This is a genomic window from uncultured Varibaculum sp. (genome assembly GCF_902489465.1).
Taxonomy (GTDB): domain Bacteria; phylum Actinomycetota; class Actinomycetes; order Actinomycetales; family Actinomycetaceae; genus Varibaculum.
In genome coordinates, this window is record NZ_CABTZZ010000006.1 from 16416 (window position 1) to 38927 (window position 22512).

Genomic DNA, 22512 nt, shown 5'->3' on the forward strand with positions numbered 1-22512 from the left:
TGCTACTTAGTGCGGGCACTCGCGATGGCGTGCAGGGCGATGGCGGCGGCGCTAGCCACGTTTAAGGATTCAGCGTGCCCCCACATGGGAATAGAGATGGTTTCATTACAGAGGGCGATTTCCTCGTTACTTAAACCTTGGGCTTCGTTACCCAGGCAGATAAATAGGGGAGAGTCGGTTGCGTTATTGGAGGCAGTAAAGCTAGGTAAATCGACAGTCGCTTTTCCTGATAATCCTACTAGGCAGCCGTCATCTTCCTCGCTGAGCCTCGCTAAATCGGTAAAAGCCGCACCGGAATAGACCGGCAAGTGGAATAGGCTCCCGGCGCTGGCGCGAATAACTTTCGGGCTAGAAACATCAGCGCAGCCTGATAGGGATAAGACCCCCGCTAGACCGCAGGCATCAGCAATCCGGATAATAGTTCCCAGGTTCCCGGGGTCTTGTACCCGCGCACATACTGCCCAGGCGCCCTCTTTCAAAACCTCCGAGGACGGAAGTTCTTCGCTAGGGAGCACTGAGAGGTCAGCTGTAGCCGCGATTCCTTGAGCCGAGGGCGCGAATAACTTCATTACCGATGGAGTAACCGGGTGTACCCAGGTAGTTACCTCTAGCGCCTTCCGCGCCACCTGGATAGCGGGAGAGGGAGCACGGTTATGAAGATAAACATCCCGAACCGCTTCCGGATAAAAATGCAGCAGTTCCGCGCAAGCTTGCGATCCTTCTACCAGTAGCAATCCTTGCTTTAAACGAAAACTACGCCTAGACAGATTGACCAGTGTCCGCACCCGCTGGGAGCGAGGATTATCAATCGTGTCTAGGCGTAGATTAAGCAAAAAGCTAACTTCTGTTAGAGGCTTTAAGCAGCTGGAGCGTTTACGTCCTCAGGTAGAGCAGCTTTCGCTTTTTCTACCAGCTGATTAAAGGTGTCGATATCGTAAACCGCGAGTTCGGAAAGCATCCGGCGATCAACTTCGATTTCGGCTAGACGCAAGCCCTGGATGAACCGGTTGTAGGTCATTCCTTGGGCGCGGCAAGCGGCATTGATCCGCTGAATCCACAGTTTGCGGAAATCATTCTTGCGCTTGTGGCGATCGTTGTAGGAATAAACGCCCGAGTGCAGCAGCTGTTCTTTGGCCTTACGGTATAGGCGGGAACGCTGACCGCGGTAACCAGAGGCGCGATCCAGTACGGTGCGACGTTTCTTCTTGGCGTTGACTGCTCGTTTTACGCGTGCCATATCTCTTAATCCTCTCCTTGCCTACTTGTTGCCAGCCAGCAGTTTGTTTATGCGCTTGGTATCGGCAGGAGCCACTACCTGATCACGGCTGAGGCGACGGGTCTGTTTGGAAGACTTGTGTTCTAGCAGGTGGCGTTTGCCGGCCTTTTCCCGCATCAGTTTGCCACTTCCGGTTCTGCGGAAGCGTTTCTTCGCACCGGAGTGCGTCTTCATCTTCGGCATTGTATTTCCTCTCTACCGGCACGCCGGTGGTTCTGCCTGTTTCTTAGGCGTTAGGACGACCCTACTTTTTCGCTTTCGCGGCGGCTGCAGCTTCCTGAGCCTCTTTAGCTTTCCGCGCTTTACGGGCATCCTTAAGTTGTTGCCGGTTCATAGTCTCGCCGTTTTGTTGATCACGGCGACGACGCTGATCCGACTTGGTGTGGTGTTTACGTTTCGTGGGAGCGAGCACCATAGTCATATTGCGCCCGTCTTGGCGGGGCATTGATTCTACGGTGGCCATCTCGGTTACGTCCTCGGCTAGGCGCTCTAATAGTTTTACGCCGAGCTCTGGGCGAGACTGTTCGCGCCCGCGAAACATAATCATGACTTTCACTTTGTCCCCGCCCTCAAGGAACCGCACTACGTGACCCTTCTTGGTTTCGTAGTCATGATCATCGATCTTTAGACGGAAACGAATCTCTTTCAACTGGGAGTTTGCCTGGTTGCGGCGAGCGTTACGAGCCTTTTGTGCGGCCTCGTATTTGAACTTGCCGTAATCCATCAACTTACAAACCGGAGGTTTCGCCGTGGGCGCGACCTCCACTAGATCCAAGCCCGCTTCGGTGGCTAGGCGCAATGCATCCTCGATCCGGACTACCCCTACTTGTTCACCACTGGGGCCAACTAGGCGTACTTCTTTCACCCGGATGCGGTCATTAATGCGTGTCTCGTTGCTGATAGCTACTCCTTGCTTGAGATTTCTGGAAGCTTTACAAAATAAGAAAAGCCCCCGCTTGTTTGGCGGAGGCAGCGAAAAACGCGCAGACGCGTTAAGCATCTGTTCTTACCCGATACCCGAGAGCATCCAGGTGGGAAAACCTCCACTTTCGCACCAGTTTCCTGGTCGGTTACTAACTAATCTAGCAGACCAGGCGGCCTTGATGAAAGCTGAGAGCACTCCGATAGCCTTTGAACTTCCTCACATCACATCTTTGGTAGGGGGTCGGCTGGGACACCAGTAGGAGGAGCTAGAAATAAGAAACGCCGCCTGCTTTTCGCAGACGGCGCCAATTTTACCTCTCAGCTAGCGAGCAACCCGCCCAGATTTGAGGCATTTGGTGCAAACATTCATGCGCTTGCGCGTGCTACCAACAACGGCGCGCACGCTTTGAATATTCGGGTTAAAACGGCGGTTCGTGCGCCGGTGGGAGTGCGAAACGCTCTTCCCGAAACCGGGGCCTTTTCCGCAGATGTCACAGGTGGCAGCCACGATAGTCTCCTTCAAGTATTCTTCTAGGTCTGGGATAAGATATCCAGATATCGGCAACCCGACTAGGTTAACCGATTCAGGGGGCAACAGCCAACTACCAGGTGGTTATTGTGCCGGGCTTCACTGAAAACTCGCTAAACTATTAGAGCAAGTAGACGATAACCCTGTGCATCTTTAGGCAGTGAAGGAGGCGGCGGTGGGAGAAGAACAACCCCTCGCGGATCTGTTTTCTTTTGCAGATTTCGCTCGCGCCGCCCGGGATAAACGCTCGGTTAAAGCAGCGAAAACTGCAGCTGCTTCGCAAGCAGATGATTTCCAGGAGGGAAAGTTAACTGATAGCGGCAACCAAAGCGCTAAGAAGAGTAAAAACCCCGCGCGTCCTCGTGATCAGCGAAAAAAAGATAGTTCAATGCAAGTGTCGCAAAGCGCAGAGCCAAAGGGAACCACCGGTTTACTTGATTTTGAAGTACCACAGGTAGCGCCGAAGTCGGCGAAACCCAAAGCTAAACGGCACCGGGAAAATGTGGCGCAAACCCTGGAATCTGCCGAACGTATTGACCTGCTAGTGACCGGGGCTAATATCCGCACCTGGGTAAAGATTAGCGGGGAAGTTCTACAGGCGGCTCAGTCAGCCCTAGACGCCATGGATCTACACAGCGAACTTGATTCCGACACCGGAGCTAATGCCCTATACACCTGGGATAAGGTGGCGCTAACAGTTGCCGGATTACCTGCTGGTGCCGATAAGGATGCTCGCTGGGTGCTAGAGGCTGTCGCCGATGCTTCCTTGGCGGGAGCCAGAGGAATGATCGGGATTGTACTGGCGGAGTTAGCCAGCGTTGCTGCCGGGACGACTAGCACCCCCACCCTAAACCCGGTGCAGCTGTTAAAAATACTGCGCTCCAGTAGGGATTGTCCTGATCGCTGCCTGCTGCCCGCAGTTGAACGTCTAGATCCCCCCACTCTATCGGGGCTGATAGAAGAGGTAAACGCAGAGCTAGAAACCCAGCCAGAACAAATGTCGATCGAAGATATTCTTTCGCGGGCTTGGCTAGCGAGCCAAGTCGCCCTAGTTGAGGGCGCAGAAGATAACCGAGGGCGTCCCGACGCGCGGGCAGCGGTATTAATGCTGTTAATAGCGGCCATGCTGGAAACTTATGCTCGAGAAAACCAGCAAGAGATCGGAGCGGTAAACACCAGTTTGCAGATGGTACGGGACATGGTTCCTAAGTCCCATTCTGCAGTGCACACGCCCACGCAAATGAACTCTTTGATGCTTACCTGGCGCGGAGAAACCGATAACTCACGTTTCGATAAATTGCGCAGGCAGTTAGAAGAAAATGGGGTTTACGGGGCGATGACCGGCAGGGCAGACATGCTGGGGATTGGACCGCGCATATTGCTGGTGCGCAGCCGACATCCGCGCAGAGTAATCGAACTTTTACCCGAAAAATCGGGAATGGTTTTAATTCGTCCGCCGCTACCAGTCGAAACCGAAGCCTCATCTTCCAACCTGGTGAGCCTGGGATCTTCCCATACGATCCACCCCATTAGACCAGCGGTGTTAGCCTACACTTCGGCTCCCGGTCTGGTCGCAGACATAGCTAACTTGGGGGCAACGGTAGTGTATTCTCGCCGTGGAATCCCGCTGCAAATACTGCCGGTAATCGCGGAAATGGAGCAAGAAGTAGTGCAAGTCTTACCCTGTGACCAGGTGAGCGCGGCAGAACTAACCAACCTAGTCCGGCCGGCCAAAGATCAAGGTATCGATCTGATGGTGGCTCCCACGCAAGATGACCTACAAGTGCTAGAAGCTGCCCGCGCCCTCACCCAAGTGGTTTCTTCAGCAATTGTGCCTGCTGATTTAATCCAGTTGCAGCGTTCGCGTACTTTTGATTCTCTGGCCAGGCAGCGTACTTTTAGTGTTTCCCCGCAAATGCCTTTTGAGTTACTCTCTGCCTCGGTGAACCGCGATGATGTACAAGCAAGGATCTTGAGCGGGCGGGGAGAAGACTCGGAGCTGATCTCCCGGGTACAAAACGCGCTGTTCCAAGGGGCTCCGGGAATCCGTATCGAACTTATTAGCGGCGGGCAAAGCGGAGCCACCGTAGTGGGAGTGCTGTCTTCGTGAGCGATAAATCAAACTCCCTGGCTCGCGAATCTTTAAAGAAAATCTTGGGACGGGCAGGTGGAAAACTAGAAAAGAAATTTGGGATTGAAACTCCCCTGGAACTGCTGTATTTCTTTCCTCGCCGCTATCACGAGTTGGGCGAACTTACCGCGTTTTCCGGGCTTCTTTTAGGGGAAGAACAATCGGTAATCGCCCAAATAGCTGACTCTTCGCGCCGGCGTACCCGGGGAGGAAAATGGATGCTTTCCCTGCAGCTTAGTGATGGAGAAGGCCTAATGGATGCGGTGTTTTGGGCAAAAAGCCAGCATCTAATCAACTGGATGTCCTCCCAATTGCAGGTGGGGCAAACAAAACTCTTTTCTGGTCGCCCCAGTCTTTACCGCGGACGCCTGCAGCTGTCCCATCCTTCCTACCAGGAGGTGGAAGACGAAAACCTCGATGCCGCCAGTAATCAGGCCGCTAAAATGCAGGCGCAGCGTCCTGAACCGATTTATCCCGCGAAGGCAGGGTTGCCGACTTGGACTACCCAAAAAGCGATTGCGGTAGTTTTGGAGTTATTAAAGTCCCAACCTTTCGATGACCCCCTGCCTACCGATATTCGCGCAGAACAGGGACTGTTGGAACTAAACACCGCACTGGAGCAGATTCATCGTCCGCAAACTCGCGCGCAATATGAGGCGGCTCGCCAGCGTTTCCGCTACGAAGAAGCCTTTCTGTTGCAGGCGGCTTTAGCCCAGCGGCGGCAAGTTCTGGCCGAAGATGCCCCGATTCTGCCGGCGGTACCCGGGGGTTTTACCGAGCAGGTTGCCTCGGCGTTGCCTTTTACCTTAACCGACTCCCAACAACAGGCCTTAACCGATATTGATCAGCGAATAGCATCTGCGCGCCCTATGAATTTGTTATTGCAAGGGGATGTTGGATCTGGGAAAACCGTGGTGTCACTCCTGGCAATGCTGCGAGCCGTAGATGGAGGCCGGCAAGGGATCTTCATGGCTCCCACCGAGGTCTTGGTGCAACAGCATTTTTCTACCCTTACTAACCTGTTAGGGGAGCTGGCCGAGCCGGGAGGGTTTAGTTTGCGTGGGGGACAGGGGATCCCGATTTATCGCCTGACTTCCTCGATGCCGGCCGCGGAAAAACGCCGCACTTTAGATGCGCTTAAAACCGGGCAACCAGCGCTGATTGTGGGAACTCACGCGCTACTATCTAAACGGGTAATACTTACGTCTCCCGGTGTGGTGGTTATCGATGAACAGCACAAGTTCGGGGTGCGTCAACGCGACCGGTTGCGCCAAGCTGAATCGGGTACTCCCCATCTGCTAGTGATGACCGCAACCCCGATACCGCGCTCGGTAGCTATGACCTCTTTTGGGGATCTAGATTACCTGACCTTGCAAGGGGAGCCGCCCGGGAGGGCAAAAGTCGATACATTCCGGGTGGATACCGCTAATCGGGCTTGGACAACGCGTACCTTCCAGCGCGCCGCCGAAGAAATCAAAGCTGGTCATCGGGTATTTGTGGTGTGCCCGGCGATTAATCCCGGCACACAAAGTGAAGAAGGGGTGACCCTGGTAGCGGACGAGGACGGTGCGCAGACTAGCCCAGCAGCTGAAAAAGAACCCCTCGCTAACGTTTACGACACCGTAAGCCAGTTGCGCACGCTTCCGGCACTGCGCGGAATTGAAATCGGGATGCTACACGGTCAAATGGATGCGGAAGAAAAAGATCGTGCTATGGCTGATTTCATAAGCGGGAAAACGCCCCTATTGGTGTCTACCACGGTAATTGAAGTGGGAGTCGATGTGCCCCAAGCAACCATGATGGTGATTCTAGATGCTGACCGTTTCGGTCTCGCCCAGTTACATCAGCTGCGAGGACGGATAGGGCGGGGCAAGTTCGGGGGAGTTTGCCTGGTCTGGTCGGGGGCGCAGCCAGATACCCTTGCCAGTAACCGTCTCGATGCTTTCACCAAAACTACCGACGGTTTTGAACTGGCGGCGATTGATTTACGCCTACGCGAAAGCGGAAATATTTTGGGGGATAGTCAATCGGGGCGCGCCTCCTCTTTGAAAATTCTGGATCTATTGGCGGACGAAGCGGTAATTTCCCAAGCGCGAAAGGATGCAAAACATCTGGTTGAGACCGATCCGCAGTTAGAACAGCATCCCGGGTTACAACAGGCGATATCACGGCGGATTAGCGAAGAAGAACAAGAATTTTTAGAACGAGGATAAGGTGCGCTGTAATCGCTATACCACGAGCTGCTACTCTGTGAACGTCACTAGGGTTAGAATGTCATCATGATGAGAATAATAGCTGGAACTGCCCGAGGTACTCAGCTAGCCGTACCCTCCTCCGGTACGCGCCCCACTCAAGATCGGGTTCGGGAAGCAATCTTCTCCGCTCTACAATCTCGCGGAGCCACGGAAGACGCCTGTGTTTTGGATCTTTTTGCCGGATCGGGGGCTTACGGTTTCGAGTCGCTGTCGCGCGGGGCACTCAGTTTAGATTTGGTAGACCATGCCCACAGCGCCGCCAAAACGATCCGAAAGAACCGGGCTGCCTCTCCAGTTTTTTCCGCTGCAAAACTATATGTACAGCCGGCTCTTTCGTTTTTATCGTCGCGCCTTTTAGGAGCTAACCCCAATCCCCAGTGGGAATTGGTTTTTATTGATCCGCCCTACGCTATGAAAAACAGCGAAATCCTGCAGGTACTAGACCAGCTGCATCCGCTATGCGACCCGGATGCCTGGATAGTGGTGGAACGTTCGGCGCGCGACGAGGCTCCTGCTTGGAAAACAGAGCAGTGGGAGGAAGAATCACGCAAACTCTACGGAGAAAGCGCGGTTTACCTACTGCGTCCCGCCCTCGAATACCCGGAAAATGAGGGCGCACAAGCCTAGTTTTAGCTCTTTGTCCGCGTGGGACGCCGCGCACCGGGAGTGCTTACCGGTATTTTGGTAGCTATGAGTACTGTTGTCTGCGTCGGATCCTATGATCCCCTTACCTATGGGCATCTGGACGTAATTAGCCGCGCAGCCCATATTTTTGATCGCGTGATCGTGGCGGTAGCGAAAAACTCCAAGAAAACCTATCTCTTCCCGGCCAGCAAACGCGAAGAATTTATTGTTCAAGCCACCGCAGACCTAGCGAATGTGCAGGTCGTGATCTGGGAGGGGCTAGCTTGCGATCTGGCTACCCGCTATGAGGCGCTAGCGCTGGTTAAAGGGATTCGTAACTCTAAAGACACCGACAGTGAAATGACCCAGGCTTTCGCTAACCGGCAATTATCGGGCATTGACACTATTTTGATTCCCACTTCCCCCGAAAATGCTTTGATCTCCTCTTCGGTAGTTAAAGAAATAGCTGCCTATGGAGGAGACGTTTCTGGATTTGTTCCCCCCGAAGTAGCCCAGGCGCTGCAACGAGAATTCGATGCGTCCTCGGGAAATGGAAACCCTACCCGTGAATCCGACAACCGGCCAGCCTAAAACAGGAAGGAAGAATATGGAACCCCAGGAAGAACCGCAGTATGCACCTTCAGACGTTATCGCAGTCCTTGATCGTCTGACCGAGATGATTGAAGCCGGACGCAGCGTTCCCTTTTCTGCGTCAGTCATGATTAACCAGGCCGAAGGGGTCGAGTTGCTCGACAATGCGCGGGCAGCGCTACCGGCTGACCTGGTTAATGCGGATCGAATTGTGGCCGATGCTAATAAAGTGCTGGATGCCGCCGATGAAGAGGCCGAACAGACCATCTCGGATGCGCGCGCGGAAGCAGAGCGAGTAACTACCGAAGCGAACCAGAACGCTGAAGAAACTATCGCGCAAGCTAATGCCAAGGCGCAGGAAACTATTGATGACGCTGACCGGCAGGCAGAGTCGGCAATTTCCCACGCCAGCGCCCAGGCGGAAGAAACCGTTGCCCAATCCAATGAGCAGGCGGCTCAGATTTTGCAGGAGGCGCGAGCCCGCGCGGACCAGTTGGTTTCGCAGGACAATGTTTACCGCGAAGCGAAACAGGCAGCACAACAGATGACCGATACTGCGCGCGCGGAAGCCAAAGACTTTATGGATCAGTCTGACCAGTACGTTAACCAGGCACTGTCCCAATTGGAAGAACTGCTGGGGGCAATCGCGGAGCAAACTCGCAGCGGCCGTGCCCAGTTTTCGCGCCTGGAGCGCCCACAGTTCTAGTAGCTGAGGGTCAGCCTGCTAGCGCCGAAGCTGAATACCCCTTAGGGTAAAGGGCATGAAGCAAGTTAAGAAGGCCGCGATCCCGCTGGAGTTAACCGGATTAGGTACTGGCGAGGGGGATAGCAAAACTTGGCAGCTGAAAGTAACTTTACCTAGGGCTATCGGAACCGAAGATATGGCGGTTCCGGCGGGACAGTCCCTAGATTTACAGCTGCTAGCGGTGGCAATTTCCGAGGGAGTATCCCTGAGCGTTAGGGGAACTGCCTACGCTGAAGGGGCGTGCGTGCGTTGTCTGCAAGCAGTAGAAAAATCCCTTGATTTTTCCTTGAGTCGTGTCTACTACTATCCTGAGGAACTCGCGCACCTGCTAAATGAGGTGAGTGAGGACTTAATCGTGTATGCTGACGTGGACGAGGCCTATCAGGTGCTGCCAGATTCACGCTTGGATCTCGAGCCACTTTTGATAGACGCCCTCGTTCCACAAATTCCCTATTCGGTGCTATGTGCTCCCGATTGTCCCGGGCTTTGCCCCGAATGTGGAATCATGCTGGCAGATGCGGGGGCGGATCATCACCACGAAAAGATAGATCCGCGCTGGTCAGTGCTAGCTAACCTATTTGAGGAACAGGAGAAAAAGGACGAATGAGTCGCGGTTCGCAAGATCTAGCGGAGCTGCTAACCAGATGGGGAATCGAGTTAGACTCCGAAATGGTGATATTGGCGCTAACTCATCGTTCTTTTGCACACGAACAAGATAATCTCCCCAATAATGAGCGGCTAGAGTTTTTAGGGGATGCGGTTTTACAGCTGATAGTGACGGAACGTCTGTACAAAACTTATCCCTCTCACCCAGAGGGGCATCTGGCAAAAATGCGATCGGCCACGGTTTCGCAGCCCGCTTTAGCTAGGGTTGCCCGCGATATAAATCTGGGAGAATTCATACTACTAGGGCGCGGAGAAGAAAAAACCAAAGGGCGAGAAAAAGACTCGATTCTTTCCGACACGGTAGAAGCAATGATTGGAGCGACCTATCTGTGCCACGGATTAGAAGCCACTCGCAAAGTAGTTGAAAACCTATTGCAAGATTTGCTCGATCACGCCCTAGAGCGGGGAGCAGTAATGGACTGGAAGACTACCTTACAAGAACTTACTGGTCAGCTGGGGGTGCGAACTGTTGAGTTCGCGGTGGAAGGTACCGGTCCTGATCATGATCGACGTTTTACTGCCAGAGCCCTAATCGGGGAACGGGTACTTGGATCCGGCAAGGGACGCTCGAAAAAGGTGGCGGAACACGAGGCCGCCCGCCAGGCGGTTATGACCCTGCGCGAAGAACACGGGGTGACTACCCCCCTAGGGTTTTAAAACGTTTGCCAGTCAGATTTAGATGGTTACATTAGGTTTTGAGGGGAACTGAAACATGCCAGAATTACCAGAAGTTGAGGTAGTGCGGAGCGGCTTAGAATCGCAGCTGCTGGGTGCCAAGATAAAGCAGGTCGAAGTATTCTTCCCCGGCTCATTGCGGGGGCAGGACAGTAAACGGTTTCGTGCTGCTCTCGAGGGATGGACCATTACCGCTGCGGTACGGCGCGGTAAGTTTTTGTGGTTGCTGGGAGAAAACCAAGAAGGTAAACAAACCTTGTATTCGCTAGTGATTCATTTGGGAATGTCCGGCCAGTTGCTGATTAATCAACCGCAAATAGAGCTGTCCCATAAAAATCAAGGACATCTGCGGGTGCGATTAACTATGGAAGACGACAGAACCGTCTTCTTTGTTGATCAACGCACTTTCGGACGGATGGTAGTAGAACCGCTGGTAGAGACCAGAGATAAGAAACCGGGAGGCCTGGGGGCAAAATTCCACCTAGTTCCGCGCAATGTGGAACTGAACGTTGCCCGCGACGCCCTCGATCCCCACGTTGATTTAGAAAAAGTATCCACCACTGTTCGTAAACGGAAGAGCTCCATTAAACACTCCCTTTTGGATCAAAAGCTAGTATCCGGGATCGGCAATATTTACGCAGACGAAACCCTGTTCGCCTCCGGAGTAAACCCAGGGCAACGAGCAGACTCTCTTTCAGAAAAGCAGATCCAGGAACTGTTTAAATGCGCCGGGGAAATCATGAAAACCGCAATCAAACACGGCGGAACCTCTTTTGATGAGCTCTACGTGGACACCAGCGGAAACCCCGGGTATTTCGAGCAGGAGTTAAAAGTATATGGACGCGGCGGTGAGCCCTGTAAAACCTGTGGCACCACCTTGGAGAAACTGCAACAATCAGGACGTAACGCCACTTACTGTCCGAAGTGCCAGCCACTACAGGATTAACTGGATTCAACCAGAGCTCGTTAGCTGCAGCTAGTTCAAATAATCGCCACCGGAACCACAAATCGTATGATTGTTTGTCGCTGTGCCCCGCCGCTAGGTGCAACTTTGTGGAATGGTTGATTCTTAACTGACAGGATTAGGTAGACTCAAAGAGTGAAGATCCAGCAATCGCAGACAGTAGAAGAACCCACGCGGGTAATGATCATTGATGACCACGAAATTGTGCGTCGGGGGATTGCCGAAATCGTAGACCGAACTGCCGGCATGGAGGTAGTGGCCGAAGCGGGAACCGTAGAAGATGCGGTACGCCGCGCTGAACTGGTTTGTCCAGATGTAGTGCTGGTAGATTTGCAAATGCCCGATGGTACCGGCATTGACGTTATGAAACAGTTGCGGGAAGTGTCACCAGATTCGCTGGCAATTGTGCTCACCAGTTTTGATGATGACGATGCATTAGCAGAATCCCTGCAGGCCGGGGCAAAAGCCTATGTGCTAAAAACTGTGCGGGGGGCTGAAATTACCGATGTTATCCGGGCAGTAGTCGGAGGGCGAGTACTGCTGGATGATCGCACCGTGACCCGCCGCCGCGCCGGGAACGAAGACCCCACTGCCAATCTAACCCCGGCAGAACGCAAAGTGTTAAACCTAATCGGGGATGGCCTTTCTAACCGGGAAATCGGCGAAAAGCTGGGAGTTGCGGAAAAGACAGTGAAGAACCATATCACTTCGCTGCTGGCCAAAATGGGGTTGCAGCGCCGCACACAGGTCGCTGCCTGGGTAGCCAGTCAACGCTCTGCCGCATGGCGGCATCAGTCGTAATTCTCGTAAGCAGAATCAATAGCGTACCCAGCGCGGGGGATTAGTTTTTCCTCCTGCCCAAAAACTTGGAAAACGTAGTGGCGTTTTCCAAGTTTTGCGCCCACCTAGCCTGCTCGGATAAAACTAATCCCCCGCGCACAAGGTTCGAGCGGTAAAAGTGCTCGGGGGACCCCGGTGAGCCTTGCAAAAATTAAAACAAGGGCAGAATAGAATCTGTTCAAAGGGAAACGTACCCGATGCGAAGGGTAACGGTTAGCGGCGTGTCCCCTCTCGCATCTTTTTCCGCCCGACCCTTGCGGGGAATCAGCTACGATCAGTATTTGTAAAAAATAGTTTTCGAGCAATCGTTTGTTTGGTGGGTATTCGATGCTGTTAGTAATGAGTTCTTGTCCGTACGTGCTCTAAATCCGCGCCTGCACGCGAGATGAGTTCGGTATCGCCCGCGACTCCGCGCTGTACTTGGCGGGATAAAAATTACGGGTTGATGCGAGAGGTGGCGGGGAGCTTGATTTCCTTGCCGGCACGAGGCAGTGCCTCTACGCGACCAGATTGGGAGTTTCGCCGGAAGATGACGTCGGAAACTCCCGAGAGTTCCGAGGCGGCAACCACTACCGGCTCCGCGAAGTAACCTTCCACAGTGGGGGCTACCCCGGCGTGGGGGAGAACCGACACTTTGGTACCGGCAGTCAGATTCAATCCGGCTTCCACCACGCAGTCATTGCCCAGCGCAATCCCTAACCCTGAATTTGCGCCCAGTAGGCAGCGTTTTCCTAATGAAATCTGTTTCCCGCCTTGACTGGAAACCGTGGTTGCGGTGGAGGCTCCCCCTCCGATATCGGAGCCGTCGTCGATAACTACTCCTTGGGCTACTCGCCCCTCGATCAGGCAAGCCCCCAGGGTTCCGGCATTAAAGTTAACGAAAGCCGCATGCATCACGGTGGTGCCCGGTGCTAAATAGGCGCCGAGACGAACTTTTGCGCCATCGGCGATGCGTACTCCCGAGGGAATAATGTAGTTAACCATCGGAGGGAATTTATCTACGCTAAGTAGGTGAATCGGGTGGCCAAAGCTTAAACGCATCCGCATACGGGTGTTTTCAAAATCTTCGACCGCACACGGTCCTTCAGTTGTCCAGGCAACAGTAGGTAGGCGAGCAAAAATACCATCTAGGTTAATGGTGTTCGGTTTTACTAGACGGTGAGAAAGTAGATGTAAACGCAAGTAAGCATCGGCGGTAGAGCGGGCAGATTCGTCCAGATCGATCGATACCACGGTAGCGGTACGGTTAACCCCGCGCCCATCATCGCGCCCTTCAATCTGGCTTAGTTTTTCGACTAGCTGTGCATCTGATTCGTCTGGCTGGTCACCTAGGTAGGGACGAGGATACCAAACGTCCAGGGTTTGACCAGTTTCGCTTACGGTTGCGAGGCCTACCCCGCGTGCTTTTCTTTCACTCATAACTCCACCTTATCCGCTCAGGATTAGTTTGGTAAGACCTTCCATAAATTTGGCCAAAAAAAGCCAAGTTCATTTAATAGTTTACGCACTAATGGTAAAGAAATGCCAATAATTCCATGAGGGTCGCCCTTAATTGCTTCAATAAATGCCCCGCCGAAGCCATCGATGGTAAAGCCTCCGGCAACTTCTAGTGGTTCCTTGGTTTTAGCGTAGGCGCGGGCTTCCTCTGCGCTGATCTCACTGAAATATAAGGTGGCTTGCGAATGCTCTGCCACTTCGTTTTCCCAGGTAAAACCGGTAGCAGAACGTTTTAAGGCGAGGGCGCAGTGTCCGGTGAATAAAGTGGGACTAGCTCCTGAAAGTTCATGAATCTGCAATAGAGCCCGTTCAAAGCTGTGGGGTTTTCCCCGTAACTCTCCGTTAAGTAGCAACATGGAATCGCAACCTACAACCACTACACGCTCACCTGCTGGAATGTTTTCCAACTCTTCGCGAACCTTAGCGCCTTGAGCGAAGTCCTCCGGGTGCAAGCTATCGGGGCTAGTTAATAGCTGACCTATATGACGGGCTTTCGCTTGGGCAAGAGCGGTAACTACCTGCGCCGGATCTGTGGTGTTTAGTTTGCCTCGCACCGCGTCCTCGTCAATATTTGCCGGCCAGGCCAGCGGGGGAATGCCCGCCTGGGTTAAAACTTTAAGGCGAGCCGGGGAGGCGGAGGCTAAAACAAGTCGATCGGTCATAGCGACTATTTTAGGAGATGGAACTGGGAAACCGCAGGAAGTGGAGGTAACAAGTTGGGCAGCGAGTGGCGCTCAGACCAAAAGCCGATATATGAGAAGAAGATGGCAAGAGTGGAACTCTCAGAGTTAATACCGGGAAAAGTTTCCGCTTAATATGCAACGAATACCGGCCCTGCTGGAAAAAGTGAGGTCGTTCACCTTAAGGTTGAAGGGTGAGTGAATCCTTGTCTGCAGCCCAGATAGCGCGTAACACCGTGATGCGTCCGGTGTGGAAACTTATCGGGGGCGCGCCCACTATGACTATGCGGGAAATGGCGCAGCAACTAGGGGTCAGTGTTGCAGAAATCGACCACTTTTGGACTTCTTGTGGATTTCCGAAAGCTGATCCCGATACCTACATGTTTACCGAGCAAGACGCGCAGGCAATCATGGAATGGCGGCAAGAATTTGGTGAAGGTACCCTGGGACGCAGTACGGTGACCTCCTTGCTGCGTGCACAATCTTATATGGCCGATCGCCTGGTGTTATGGCAGTTAGAGGCGATTGTGGCGGATTTTCAAGAACGCATGAGCCTAGATGACACCTCGGCGCGTTTGCTGGTCTTAGATAAAATTGACGAATATGTCGATCTGTTGCAATCGCAACTGGGATATGCCTGGCGTCGACAAATGGCGTATCTATTGCTGAATACTAACCGGGAAGTGGAAACGCGGGAAGGTAAAGCAGACGCCAGCGATTCCTATCCTTTGGATCGTTGTATGGGGTTTGTGGATATGGTGGCATTTACGCGCCGCTCTTCCACGATGAGCGGAGCCGCTTTAGCTGATCTGGTGCAAAGTTTTGAAATGGCCTGTCGGGATGTCGTTACTACTCGCGGAGGACGAGTGGTGAAAACCCTGGGGGATGCAGTCTTATATGTTGCAGACGAACTGCTAGTAGCTGCGGATATCGTGTGTGCCATCGTAGAGTTTTTAAACTCTCGGCCGGAAATCCTGCCGGTGCGCGCCTCCCTAGTTCATGGACGGGTAGTTTCTCGTTCTGGTGATATTTTCGGCCCCCCGGTTAACCTGGCTTCGCGTTTGGTAGATATCGCACCGCGGGGGCAAATCTTGATGGATGCTGATTCCGCCAAGCAGCTCCAAGCGCGTGATAGAAAAGGGTATTTCGCGGTTAGGCCAGCTACAACTCAAGAACTGCAGGGGTTAGGTGAGGTGGAAGGATGGCTGCTTACCCGCGGAGAGGGTAAACAGGGCGAACAGCCCTTGATTCGTCGTAATACCCTAGAGGTATCTTCTTCGGCAGTAAAAAAATAGTAAAGCTATTTTCAGTTCGCTGTAGTGGCGACAAAGTTTTTTTTAGATTAGCATGGGAATATGACTACAGTTTTACTTGTTGAAGATGACCCGGCAATCTCCGAACCTTTGGCACGAGCCCTCGGCCGCGAAGGTTATGAGGTACGCTCCCACGGCACCGGTCGGGGAGCTCTCGGCGATATTTTAGGAGCCGATCTGGTGGTTTTAGACCTAGGTCTGCCCGATATTGATGGTTTAGATGTGGCTCGGGAGATTCGCTCTCAGGGGTCATCGGTGCCGATCTTGGTACTTACCGCCCGTACTGACGAAGTTGACATGGTGGTGGGCTTAGATGCCGGTGCTGACGATTACGTAACCAAGCCGTTCCGTTTGGCGGAGTTACTTGCTAGAGTACGTGCCCTGTTACGTCGGGCAGGCAGCGACTTCCAGGACGATACTCTAGAGGCACAGGACATTAAGATTGATGTTTCGGCTCACCGGGCGTTCCAAGATGGGCGGGAACTGCAGCTAACCGCTAAAGAGTTCGACCTATTGCGGATCTTGATTAAGGAAGCCGGGAACGTGGTGCCGCGTCAGGTAATTATGCAGGAAGTTTGGGGTTCGGATCCGGCTGGATCTACCAAGACCTTAGATATGCATATTTCCTGGCTGCGCCGCAAACTGGGAGACGACGCCACCTACCCCTATTACATTTCAACGGTGCGGGGAATGGGCTTCCGGTTCGAGACTGAACGAAAGTAGCCTGCCATGCGCCGGCGTGCGCTGTTAATGGTTTTCCAGTCTGTCCTGGTTTCCCTGACCCTGCTGGGGTTGCCGCTGGCGATTTTGGCGCCCTCCTATGTGTGGCAGTCTAGCCAGACTGGTCAAGATCAACTCACGGTTAATCTTTCTCGTTATTTGGATCAGATTGGTACCCGCGATCTGGGGTATACCCGGCAAGCGGTTTCCAACTGGCAACGGGTTTATGCACCCGAGTCGGAAATCAGTATTGATCAACGGGAAAGACGGATCTATCACTCGGGCTCGGTAGACGCTAACTGGCAGCTGTATTCCCATGCCCGCAGTGCCGGTGGTGTTTATGTGTCTTTGCGTTCCTCGGCTCTGCCGGTGATTTGGTCGGCGGTGGGGGCGGTCTGTGCGGTGTTGATATGCGGAGCAGTAGCACTAGGTGCGGGTACTGCCTTTGCCTTCCGTGGTTCCCGACGCTTGGCGGCACCACTGATCTATCTTTCAGCCCAGGCTGAGCAAATTGGATCGGGAGCAGTCCAAGCTCGCATCCAGCCTACCGGGATTGAAGAAATAGACCTGGTCAGCGAGGAACTATCGCGGTCTGGGGAACGGATTATTGGCCGGATCGCTAAGGAACGCCAATTCGCTTCCGATGTTACTCACCAATTGCGCACCCCTCTCACTGCCCTGTCTATGCGGATTGAAGAAATCGAATACCTCACCGATGATCAGGAAGTACGCAGCGAAGCCGAAGCCTGCCTCGAGCAAGTAGAACGAATTACCCAAGTGGTAGAGGACTTAAAGAAGCGCGCCGCGCAAGCTAATCATGGAAATACCCAAGCGGTGAAGATAGAGGATATTTTCCGTCAGCAAAAGAATGAGTGGGCATCCCAATTTGCAGCGGTAGGCCGGGAGATTGTTTTCGACAACCAGGTAACCGATCGTTTACCACTGGCTACTCCCTCCTCATTGTCGCAGGCAATCGCCACTTTAGTGGAGAACTCTTTGAAGTATGGGGCAGGTACGGTCACGGTTTCTACCCGTAAAGGAGTCTCTAGCCGCTCCATATTTGTGGAGGTTACTGACGAGGGCGAGGGCGTGAGCGAAGAAATAGCTCCCCATATTTTCCGGCGCGGGGTTAGTGGTCATGGCTCCAGCGGTATTGGGCTGGCGCTGGCGAAAGATCTGATAGAAGCCGATGGGGGGCGTATTGAGCTCACCAGTCGCCAACCGGTAGTATTCACGATTTCGCTTTCGGCGGTATCCGAATCTATGTCTCCGGACCGCCTCTTGCCGCAGGGAGGATTAGTGGTGGTGGGACGTCGCCACGGACGGAAGTAAGGTACTAGCGTAGATCGCTGTTACTGGTAGGGATAGGCTAGAGGAACGCTCACCCCGATTAATTCATGGCGAAATAAATGCCTGGTGCGCGCGGGTAAAAAGGTGGTTACCGCTCCTTTAGATCCAGATAATCTATAGCATCCGCTGTCGCCGTCAACGGCATAGGTAGCACTACCTGTTCGTCAGGGCGAACCGCCAACTGGGTGCGGATATAATCTTTAACCGCTTTGCGGGTGTGGATATGATGGCCTGCTTTTTCCGACATAAACCAGCGATGCTCCAATACTTCATGGAAAATCTGGGCTGGCTCTAGTTTTGACCGTAAATCATCGGGAATCGCACTAATAGTGGGCAGGTAAACCCGTTCTAGCCAAGTGGTTGCCACCAGACGCAAAGGCATATTCTCCAGTTTCTTACGGCGTTGATAGGTCACAATATCGGTGTAGATCCGTTTGGCTTGTTCTTCTTGAACTTCCAGACCGGTTAGATCTTTTACTCGCCGCTGGAAATGACCGGCCTCGACTACCCGCGGAGCAAAACTTAAGAAATCTCCGTCCTCGTCACTTTCGATTTCTACCTGACCGATATCGAAACCGAGTTGCCCGAGCCGCTCGGCCCGTGCTCCTACTCGCCAAATCTCATCGGCCGGGATACGTTCGGATCCGGTTAAATCATTCCAGAGATCGTGGTAGCGTTTCTCCAGGTAATCGCCAATAGTAGTGACGTCAAAGTCTTCATCTACCAACCCTCCGGCCTGTAAATCCATCAGTTCCCCGATAATGTTCATGGCGCCCAGAGAAACATCATATTCGCGGGAGCGGTCAGAGATATTGTCATAAAAACGTCCGGTTTCCGCATCTACCAGGTAGGCAGCATAGGTGCCGGCATCACGGCGGAAAAGGGTGTTAGATAGGGAAACATCTCCCCAATAAAACCCGTTTAGGTGTAGGTGAACCAGCAAGGCAACCAAGGAATCAAGTACTCGATTGAGATGGTCTTTAGATAAATGTTTGGACAGTAACACCCGGTAGGGCAGGGAATACTGCAGGTGATGGGTAACGAGGGCGGCTGGTAATTCTTCGCCGTTTTCGTCGATTCTTCCCGCTACCACCGCGGCCACGGACACGGTAGGTAGATCTTTGCTTTGCAGTTGACGCAGCATTTGGTATTCATGCAGGGCGTGCTCTTCGGAAATCTCTTTTACCGCATATATTGCGCCCCCCGCCTTAATGAACCGCACTACGTGACGAGAAATTCCTCGCGGAAGAGCCGCTAGCAGCTTGTTTGGCCAATCTTCCAAGGGTAGCGACCAGGGGAGAGTAGGAACTAAAGAATAGAAAGAGGAGGTACCAGAGGTAGTAACCCGAATTTTCTGTTTGCTAGGCATTGTCCTTCTCCTCGTTATTGCTAGGACAATTCTGGCATAGGTAGTTGGGTAAGTGCGAACGCATTTAGCTAAACTCAGATAAAGAGAGTTTGAAAACAGTTAGGGAGACAGTGCTCGAACAGGAAATCGGCGGATACAAGGTACTTAAGGCCTTGGGCGCAGGGGGGATGGCGTCGGTTTATCAAGCTGAATCTCCCGATGGGAGCGAAGTCGCACTGAAGTTCTTGCACCCGCAGATTGCTAACGATCCCAATGCTCGCAAGCGTTTGCAACGCGAGGCAGATGCGATTAACCGAGTCAGCTCCTCTGGGGTGGCGAAAGTTTTTGAGGTAAACACCGCCGGACAAACCCCGTATGTGGCGATGGAACTGATTCGGGGGGTCACGATTGCCGAGGACGTGAGTGCCAATGGTACTTGGGATTTGCCTGACTTGATTGACTTGGCGCAATGGTTAGCAAAAATACTGGAGGAGTTACACCACGCCGGGGTGGTTCATCGTGATATTAAACCAGCTAATATCATGATTGCGAAGCAAGGGCCGGTTTTGATTGATTTTGGGATTTCTCAAACCCCAGGTGCCGAACGTTTGACTGCCACCGGACTGGTCACCGGTACTCCCGGCTATATTTCGCCGCAGCTTATCCACGGCGAGGACGCGTGCCCGCGCGATGACTGGTGGGCTTGGTTGTGCGTGCTGCTGTACTGTGCAAGTGGGCATCCGCCCTTCGGGTCGGGCCCGGTGGAAGTGGTATTAGGGCGCATTAGTACCGGTAATCCCGACTTGTCAGGTTTGCCCGAGTCCTGGCAACGGGTTTTTGCGGCTGGTTTTCAGGTTGATCCAGCGCACAGAGCCGCTCCCCAGCAACTTATAGCGGCTTTGCAGGCAGTAAATGAGGGTAATGACCCGGCACCTTATTTGCCGGCAGATTTATCAGCGGGAGCTACCCTTGGGGCTGAAGGAGTGGAGGCCACCTCTGTTTCCGGCCCTGAGGTGTTTCCTCCCGAGCAGGACACCCGACGTTATCCTCCTGAGGCGCCAGCGATTAGGGGGGAAGCCGATAAATTTTGGGAAGCAAATGGCGGTTATGGGAATAACTTACCTGTAGGCAGCGTGAATGAAGAGCCGGGAGTTACCCATTTTCGCGTTCCCGAAACTGGACACGCGGATGAGGTACCAGATTCAGCTGCGCAATGGCAGCCCCGTTATATTCCCCAAAGGTTACCACTGGCTTGGATATCGTGTGTGCTGTTGATGTTGGCCTTGTGTTTTGGGGTGGGCAGCTTCGCCCTGAAACAAGATACGCAATTAGGGTTAGACCCTTATCTTTATGCGGCAGCTTTGATGGCAATAGTTGCTATTCCCTCGCTTTTTGGGGTTTTCCGAGGGCGCTTGCGGGATGCCCAGCTGGCTTCAGGGTTGCTAAAGCCTCCCCGTCCAGCGCTTCGAGCCCAACCGGTTATCGGGCCACTAATAGGGGCGATAGTGGTGACCGTGCTGGTGGGAGCAGGGGTAGTGCTGCTAGGACAGTTCGGTTACCATCCGCTGGCTAAGGTAGCCTATCCGGTATTGCCTCAAGGCCTGCGGGAGCGACCGGAAGTTTATAGAGCGCTTCTATATTTGGCGTATTCACTGTACGGGATGATTATCGCGTTCTGTTCCCGGGCTTTCCGTATCGGGTTTGGCAGTATGGTTCGCTTATTAGGCGGAGCCGGGGCGCGTTTCTTTTGGTGCATAGTGGCACTGGCTGCAGGTGCCGGTTCGCAATACCTGGTAGTAAGTGGGTATTGGTAGTGGAATCTGGGGAGTACGTTGCGCCCTGCCCGGATCAAGTGGGAGGATAGCGCGTCCTCGTCTATGCTTAAAGCAAGAAAATCAGCGAAGTTACGGGAAAGTCATGGCACAGAAAAAAGGTAAAATGCAGGCCGCTAAGGCCAAAGGTTCATCGAAGAATGAAAAGAATCGGCAACAAAAAGTTTGGAAACAGGTAGAGACGCAACGGGAAGCCGCGCGGCGCAAGCAAACCCGTAAACGCGCGATAATCGCGATAGTTTCGGTGCTGGTGGTAGCGGCAGTCGCCCTCGCCGGATACCTGGTTGCCCAGAGCGGAAATGATAAAGCTAATGGGGAAGTGCTTTCCGGTCAGCACCCAGAAAAAATCGCTGCCCTGTCGGGTAAGGAAGCAGTTAATGCGGCGCAGGGGATTTTGGTCGGTAAACAGGGGGTTTATAAAGCCGAATCTGGAGTACCTACTATTGAGATGTGGTATTCCTATGGATGCCCGTCTTGCCTGGGGTTAGAGCACCAGTTGGGGAAGCAGATTATGGCTTTGGCTACCGAAGGTAAAGCCAATCTGGTGCTGCATACGGTGGTGACTCACGCCTTGCCCTGGACCGTGATTGCTGGCGACGCTTCCATGCTGGTAGCTATGGAGCAGCCAGACAAAGTGCTCGCCTTCCATCAAGCGTTGGTTGATACTGGATATAAGGTGATGTTTGCCAAAGGGGAGGAAGCCGGCTGGAAAGATCAAGGAAACTCCACACTGATGGCGGATCCGAACAAATCACTGGAAAAAATTAAAGAAGTTGCTAAGAAGGTTGGGGTTAAAGGCGAAATTATTAGCTCCTTTAAGGCCGAGACCCAGTCTGCACTACTTGAGAAGTGGCAAAAGCAATGGGCAGATGCCGCTGGAAAGCAGACTCAGGGGGTGGGTACCCCGATGTTTGCCTCCAATGGAAAGGTGATCGAAAAGCCGTACAAGAATGATGGAACTTTGGACGAGGACGCGCTACTGGGTAAATAGCAGCGGTTTTGTTCATTGATAAAAGACATGGCAAACTAAAGGCGGCGTCTTTTTGAAGGCGCTAGGGTAGTGCTTATTTAAGCGCTTCCTAAGGCCGACTTAGCTCAGTTGGTAGAGCAGCTGTCTTGTAAACAGCAGGTCATCGGTTCGAGCCCGATAGTCGGCTCCACTTCGGCATTGGCGTCTGGTTTCTGTATACGGCATAAATGGCAGTAAATGCCAGAACTCTTTAGGCTTAAAATATCTGTCTTGTTTACCTTTCAGTCTTGCCATGGCATGTTTCTTTTCTTCCCTGGGTGCAAAATCGCCCTCCCGTTCGAGCGGGGAAAGAGTACTTTCGGGAGGGGGCGTTGCTGGGGGAGGTAGCTCCAGGAAACTTGACGTTAGGGCGGCGGAGTAAAAACCGGGAAGTCGCTATTGTTGTCCCAAAATGTAATTCGGAAATAAAAATTATTCCGGTATTTTCAAAGGTAGAGGCTATATAGTATGGTGATATGTGAGAAGCTAATTAATGGGGCTTAATCGCTGTAAATAGGCGAAATATCCGCATTAACTCGTGGA

22 protein-coding genes and 1 tRNA gene are annotated in these 22512 nt (G+C 53.1%); 15 read left to right on the forward strand and 8 right to left on the reverse strand.

Features of this window, described 5'->3' with window-relative positions:
* Positions 1–2: 2 nt before the first annotated feature.
* From RDM26_RS02045 to rpmB, 5 genes are all read right to left on the reverse strand, one after another.
* The gene (locus RDM26_RS02045; protein WP_307737397.1) at positions 3–833 is read right to left on the reverse strand and encodes a TrmH family RNA methyltransferase; all 831 of its coding nucleotides are present in this window, start codon (positions 831–833) and stop codon (positions 3–5) included.
* A gap of 23 nt (positions 834–856) precedes the next feature.
* Positions 857–1237: a 50S ribosomal protein L20 gene (gene rplT, locus RDM26_RS02050; RefSeq protein ID WP_024059267.1), complete on the reverse strand. Its 381-nt coding sequence runs from the start codon at positions 1235–1237 to the stop codon at positions 857–859.
* A 21-nt stretch (positions 1238–1258) separates the two neighbouring features.
* Positions 1259–1459, reverse strand: coding sequence for a 50S ribosomal protein L35 (gene rpmI, locus RDM26_RS02055; protein WP_238127527.1), 201 nt, complete (start codon positions 1457–1459; stop codon positions 1259–1261).
* A gap of 61 nt (positions 1460–1520) precedes the next feature.
* Complete coding sequence (gene infC, locus RDM26_RS02060) at positions 1521–2276, reverse strand: translation initiation factor IF-3 (RefSeq protein WP_307737398.1); 756 nt, start codon at positions 2274–2276, stop codon at positions 1521–1523.
* A 246-nt stretch (positions 2277–2522) separates the two neighbouring features.
* The gene (rpmB, locus tag RDM26_RS02065) at positions 2523–2708 is read right to left on the reverse strand and encodes a 50S ribosomal protein L28 (RefSeq protein ID WP_038109147.1); all 186 of its coding nucleotides are present in this window, start codon (positions 2706–2708) and stop codon (positions 2523–2525) included.
* 196 nt (positions 2709–2904) lie between these two features.
* Between rpmB and RDM26_RS02070 the strand changes: the two genes are divergently transcribed.
* From RDM26_RS02070 to RDM26_RS02110, 9 genes are all read left to right on the forward strand, one after another.
* On the forward strand, positions 2905–4839 hold the full coding sequence (locus tag RDM26_RS02070) for a hypothetical protein (RefSeq protein WP_307737399.1): 1935 nt from the start codon (positions 2905–2907) through the stop codon (positions 4837–4839).
* Positions 4836–7073, forward strand: coding sequence for a helicase-related protein (locus tag RDM26_RS02075; RefSeq protein ID WP_307737400.1), 2238 nt, complete (start codon positions 4836–4838; stop codon positions 7071–7073). Before RDM26_RS02070 ends, RDM26_RS02075 begins: the two co-directional genes overlap by 4 nt.
* A gap of 66 nt (positions 7074–7139) precedes the next feature.
* Positions 7140–7742: an RsmD family RNA methyltransferase gene (locus RDM26_RS02080; RefSeq protein WP_307737401.1), complete on the forward strand. Its 603-nt coding sequence runs from the start codon at positions 7140–7142 to the stop codon at positions 7740–7742.
* Between the two features lie 63 nt (positions 7743–7805).
* Complete coding sequence (gene coaD / locus RDM26_RS02085; RefSeq protein WP_307737402.1) at positions 7806–8330, forward strand: pantetheine-phosphate adenylyltransferase; 525 nt, start codon at positions 7806–7808, stop codon at positions 8328–8330.
* A 16-nt stretch (positions 8331–8346) separates the two neighbouring features.
* A complete protein-coding gene (locus RDM26_RS02090) occupies positions 8347–9036 on the forward strand; it encodes a hypothetical protein (RefSeq protein WP_307737403.1) in 690 nt (229 codons plus the stop codon).
* A 55-nt stretch (positions 9037–9091) separates the two neighbouring features.
* On the forward strand, positions 9092–9682 hold the full coding sequence (locus RDM26_RS02095) for a YceD family protein (RefSeq protein ID WP_307737404.1): 591 nt from the start codon (positions 9092–9094) through the stop codon (positions 9680–9682).
* A complete protein-coding gene (rnc, locus tag RDM26_RS02100) occupies positions 9679–10398 on the forward strand; it encodes a ribonuclease III (protein ID WP_307737405.1) in 720 nt (239 codons plus the stop codon). Before RDM26_RS02095 ends, rnc begins: the two co-directional genes overlap by 4 nt.
* Before the next feature lie 55 nt (positions 10399–10453).
* Entirely contained in the window at positions 10454–11362 is a 909-nt protein-coding gene (mutM, locus tag RDM26_RS02105) for a bifunctional DNA-formamidopyrimidine glycosylase/DNA-(apurinic or apyrimidinic site) lyase (protein ID WP_307737406.1), read from the forward strand.
* A gap of 198 nt (positions 11363–11560) precedes the next feature.
* Positions 11561–12181, forward strand: a complete 621-nt coding sequence (locus RDM26_RS02110) for a response regulator transcription factor (RefSeq protein ID WP_038109924.1) — start codon at positions 11561–11563, stop codon at positions 12179–12181.
* 474 nt (positions 12182–12655) lie between these two features.
* Here RDM26_RS02110 and dapD read toward each other — a convergent pair whose 3' ends face one another.
* Positions 12656–13639 carry a 2,3,4,5-tetrahydropyridine-2,6-dicarboxylate N-succinyltransferase gene (gene dapD, locus RDM26_RS02115; RefSeq protein ID WP_307737407.1) on the reverse strand — a complete coding sequence of 328 codons (984 nt, stop codon included), beginning with the start codon at positions 13637–13639 and terminating at the stop codon, positions 12656–12658.
* A 23-nt stretch (positions 13640–13662) separates the two neighbouring features.
* Positions 13663–14379, reverse strand: a complete 717-nt coding sequence (locus tag RDM26_RS02120; RefSeq protein ID WP_307737408.1) for a Maf family nucleotide pyrophosphatase — start codon at positions 14377–14379, stop codon at positions 13663–13665.
* 212 nt (positions 14380–14591) lie between these two features.
* Here RDM26_RS02120 and RDM26_RS02125 point away from each other — a divergent pair, with 212 nt between their 5' ends.
* Genes RDM26_RS02125 through RDM26_RS02135 form a run of 3 tightly spaced genes read left to right on the forward strand, consistent with a single transcriptional unit; the run spans position 14592 to position 17762 of the window.
* Positions 14592–15692: an adenylate/guanylate cyclase domain-containing protein gene (locus RDM26_RS02125; protein ID WP_307737409.1), complete on the forward strand. Its 1101-nt coding sequence runs from the start codon at positions 14592–14594 to the stop codon at positions 15690–15692.
* A gap of 60 nt (positions 15693–15752) precedes the next feature.
* On the forward strand, positions 15753–16433 hold the full coding sequence (locus tag RDM26_RS02130) for a response regulator (protein WP_307737410.1): 681 nt from the start codon (positions 15753–15755) through the stop codon (positions 16431–16433).
* A gap of 6 nt (positions 16434–16439) precedes the next feature.
* The gene (locus RDM26_RS02135; protein ID WP_307737411.1) at positions 16440–17762 is read left to right on the forward strand and encodes an ATP-binding protein; all 1323 of its coding nucleotides are present in this window, start codon (positions 16440–16442) and stop codon (positions 17760–17762) included.
* Positions 17763–17868: 106 nt separating this feature from the next.
* Here RDM26_RS02135 and RDM26_RS02140 read toward each other — a convergent pair whose 3' ends face one another.
* The gene (locus RDM26_RS02140; protein ID WP_307737412.1) at positions 17869–19149 is read right to left on the reverse strand and encodes a DUF4032 domain-containing protein; all 1281 of its coding nucleotides are present in this window, start codon (positions 19147–19149) and stop codon (positions 17869–17871) included.
* Between the two features lie 110 nt (positions 19150–19259).
* Between RDM26_RS02140 and RDM26_RS02145 the strand changes: the two genes are divergently transcribed.
* The 3 genes from RDM26_RS02145 (at position 19260) to RDM26_RS02155 (ending at position 22120) form a co-directional block, all read left to right on the forward strand.
* Positions 19260–20942, forward strand: coding sequence for a protein kinase (locus RDM26_RS02145; RefSeq protein ID WP_307737413.1), 1683 nt, complete (start codon positions 19260–19262; stop codon positions 20940–20942).
* 103 nt (positions 20943–21045) lie between these two features.
* Positions 21046–21951, forward strand: coding sequence for a thioredoxin domain-containing protein (locus RDM26_RS02150; RefSeq protein ID WP_307737414.1), 906 nt, complete (start codon positions 21046–21048; stop codon positions 21949–21951).
* Positions 21952–22044: 93 nt separating this feature from the next.
* Positions 22045–22120, forward strand: a tRNA-Thr gene (locus RDM26_RS02155).
* Positions 22121–22512: the final 392 nt, after the last annotated feature.